General features: G+C 45.5%; 3 protein-coding genes and 1 pseudogene. 2 read left to right on the top strand and 2 right to left on the bottom strand.

What is annotated here, in order from left to right; genetic code table 11:
* On the bottom strand, positions 1-807 hold an 807-nt coding region (locus RMO52_RS04315; RefSeq protein WP_310411211.1), incomplete at its 3' end, for a phosphopyruvate hydratase.
* A gap of 173 nt (positions 808-980) precedes the next feature.
* On the opposite strand from RMO52_RS04315, the gene gloA reads away from it, so the two are divergent.
* Both gloA and RMO52_RS04325 read left to right on the top strand, forming a co-directional pair.
* Positions 981-1367, top strand: coding sequence for a lactoylglutathione lyase (gene gloA, locus RMO52_RS04320; RefSeq protein ID WP_309742877.1), 387 nt, complete (start codon positions 981-983; stop codon positions 1365-1367).
* Between the two features lie 172 nt (positions 1368-1539).
* The gene (locus RMO52_RS04325) at positions 1540-2823 is read left to right on the top strand and encodes a DNA phosphorothioation-associated putative methyltransferase (protein ID WP_310411208.1); all 1284 of its coding nucleotides are present in this window, start codon (positions 1540-1542) and stop codon (positions 2821-2823) included.
* On the opposite strand, the pseudogene RMO52_RS24635 reads toward RMO52_RS04325, so the two are convergent.
* Positions 2798-2957 (bottom strand): annotated as a pseudogene (locus RMO52_RS24635) (glycine C-acetyltransferase); the annotation flags it as partial. The gene RMO52_RS04325 and the pseudogene RMO52_RS24635 sit on opposite strands and share 26 nt — an antisense overlap.

A 2957-nucleotide genomic window follows, 5' to 3' on the forward strand; every position in this document is an offset into this window, starting at 1 on the left:
GATGAATTCGCCTGGAGTATGGCTGCTACCATCATAGATATAGTTGCCATCTTTGTAAAATTCACTCGCGGCGACATCTAGAGCTAGCGCGATTTGTTCCCCAGGTTTATAGCCTGCGGATTCGATCGCCGCCATGAGTAGCTCCAATGATGCCTGATTGGACTCTAAATTAGGCGCGAAGCCACCTTCATCCCCAACGCCTGTCAGGAGACCCTTTTCATCCAAAACTTTGCTCAGAGCGGCAAATACTTCGGCTCCCCAGCGGAGTGCTTCCTTGAAGGAAGTCGCACCGACAGGTACGATCATGAACTCTTGGAAGTCGATGTTGTTTGCTGCGTGAGAGCCACCATTGATCACGTTCATCAATGGCACGGGTAGCAAGTTAGCTAAAGGGCCGCCCAGATAGCGATAGAGTGGTACTCCGAGCGCATTGGCGACGGCTTTGGCATTGGCGAGTGATACCGCTAAAATAGCATTAGCCCCTAATTTAGACTTAGTGGGTGTACCATCTAACTCGATCATCGCGCGATCGATCGCCATTTGATCGAAAGCATCCATGCCTTCTAAGGCTGGCGCAATTTTGTCTTCAATATTGCTGACAGCTTTCTGTACCCCTTTACCGCCGTAGCGACTGGGATCGTCATCTCGCAATTCGTGGGCTTCAAAACTACCTGTGGATGCGCCACTAGGGACTTGAGCTAGCCCAAATCCACCATTGGCTAAGTATACTTCCGCTTCTACTGTCGGACGACCGCGAGAATCGAGAATCTCTCTAGCTCTGATTTCTGCAATCGCCATGTCTGGCATGTTCATAGTTATTCCCTCATCTTTCGATCGCGACCGATCCGTAAACAATGTAGCTAGTCACCCTAATTATCCGTTCCTTGGCAACAATCGGTGCCAACACGTTATCATACGTCCTGAAGACACCTTAATTAGCAAATTTAGTTACCAATTTTTAAATAAGGCGATTTATAGCTATGCGTTTACTACATACAATGCTGCGGGTTGGGGATTTAGAAGCATCGATTGGTTTCTATTGTGACGTATTGGGGATGAAGCTACTCCGCAAACAAGATTTCCCTGACGGCAAGTTTACGCTGGCTTTTGTCGGCTATGGAGCAGAATCCGACAATACGGTCATCGAGTTGACTCATAATTGGGATACCTCAGCCTACACGATCGGTGACGCCTATGGACACATCGCGCTCGGGGTGGATGATATCTATGCTACCTGCGATCGAATCTCCGCTAAAGGCGGCAAAGTCGTCCGCGCACCAGGCGCGATGAAACATGGCACTACTGTTATTGCCTTTGTGGAAGATCCGACAGGTTATAAAGTCGAATTAATTCAAGTCGGGAATTAACCGTAGGGTGTGTTATCGCAAAGCGTAACGCACCATGTATAGCAGTGTTGGTGCGTTACCCTACGGGATAACACACCCTACATTTAAATTTAAGCTCTTATTTTCTCGTTATTTCCTAAAGCCTAATATTTAGAGCCTAATGCCTAAAGCCTAATATCTAAAGCCTAAACCAATGTCTCAAATACCCCTCGGAGTAGAAGTAGAAAGACATCGCGCCGCCATGACGCGCGTAGAATTATCTCGTCCAGTGAGGTTGGCGATCGAGTCGGGTATTATTACAACAGAAACTAGTATTTTTGACTATGGTTGTGGCATTGGTGGCGATGTCAAAAGGTTGAAGTCGCAGGGGTATAACTGCGAGGGTTGGGATCCATATTATTTTCCCGATGTGGAGATTCGATCGGCTGATATCGTCAATCTTAGCTATATCATTAATGTTATCGAAGATCCGGTAGAACGCGATCGAGCATTAAGTCACGCGTGGGAATTGACGGGGGGAGTATTGATTGTCGCCGCCCAGATTTTAGTAAACGATCTCAGCGGGATGTTAGCTTATGGCGATGGCATTTTAACCAAGCGCAATACCTTTCAGAAATATTATCAACAAGTAGAATTAAAAGAATATATCGATCGAGTCTTGACAGTTGATGCCATTCCGATTGGTTTGGGCATTTTTTTAGTATTTCGCGATCTATCTCAAGCCGAAAGTTTTCGCGCGGCGAGACTGTATACAAGGATGACGACGCCGCGCGTCAGGGTTGAAAGCAAAAGATTTGAAGATTATCAAGTGCAACTCGCACCGTTGATGGAATTTGTTAGTGAACGCGGACGGATTCCAATTAAGAGCGAACTAGCTGCCGAAGCAGAATTAGTTAATGAGTTTGGCAGTATCAAACGAGCTTTTCAAATCGTTTTAACGGCAACCGATGAAGCTGAATGGGATGCGATCGCGTATCAGAGATCGTTAGATTTACAAGTTTATTTAGCTCTATCCCAATTTGGGCAAAGACGGAGTTTACGAAATATATCTACGGCAATGAAAGCAGATATTAAAGCTTTTTTTGGTAGCTATGATGAAGCGTGTGCAGTTGCCGATCGGTTATTATTTAAGATTGGCGAACCGGGTGTAATTAAGCAAGCTTGTCAGCATAGTAAAATCGGCAAACTATTACCTGCTGCTTTATATGTCCATATCTCCGCGCTCAATGAAATCGATCCCAAGTTGCGACTATATGAAGGTTGTGCCAGCCGAAATATCGGTGGTACCGAGGATGCAAACCTGATTAAATTTCACACCGACAAACCCTGTATCTCTTATCTCTACTATCCTGACTTTGAATCGATCGCCCATCCAGCACTACAATGGGCAATGCTCATCGATTTACGAGATTTAAGCCTACGTTTTCGCGACTACTCTCAGCAGGATAATCCGCCAATTTTGCATCGTAAAGCATGACAGGCGTAATAGGGTGGGAGCCTTTCACAATATCAAAACCCGCTTTTATCATGGCTCGTCTGAAATATTTCGTATTGCTTTCCAGCTTGTCTCGCAGTTTGGTACTCTTCCTAAGCATTTCCAATACTTTTAAA

The sequence above is a fragment of the Chamaesiphon sp. OTE_8_metabat_110 genome (genome assembly GCF_031382685.1).
Lineage (GTDB): Bacteria > Cyanobacteriota > Cyanobacteriia > Cyanobacteriales > Chamaesiphonaceae > Chamaesiphon.

What these genes read in the sequence shown, in the direction of transcription:
- gloA (WP_309742877.1), top strand. Translation starts at nt 981, where the DNA reads ATGCGTTTACTACATACAATGCTGCGGGTTGGGGATTTAGAAGCATCG.
- RMO52_RS04325 (WP_310411208.1), top strand. Translation starts at nt 1,540, where the DNA reads ATGTCTCAAATACCCCTCGGAGTAGAAGTAGAAAGACATCGCGCCGCC.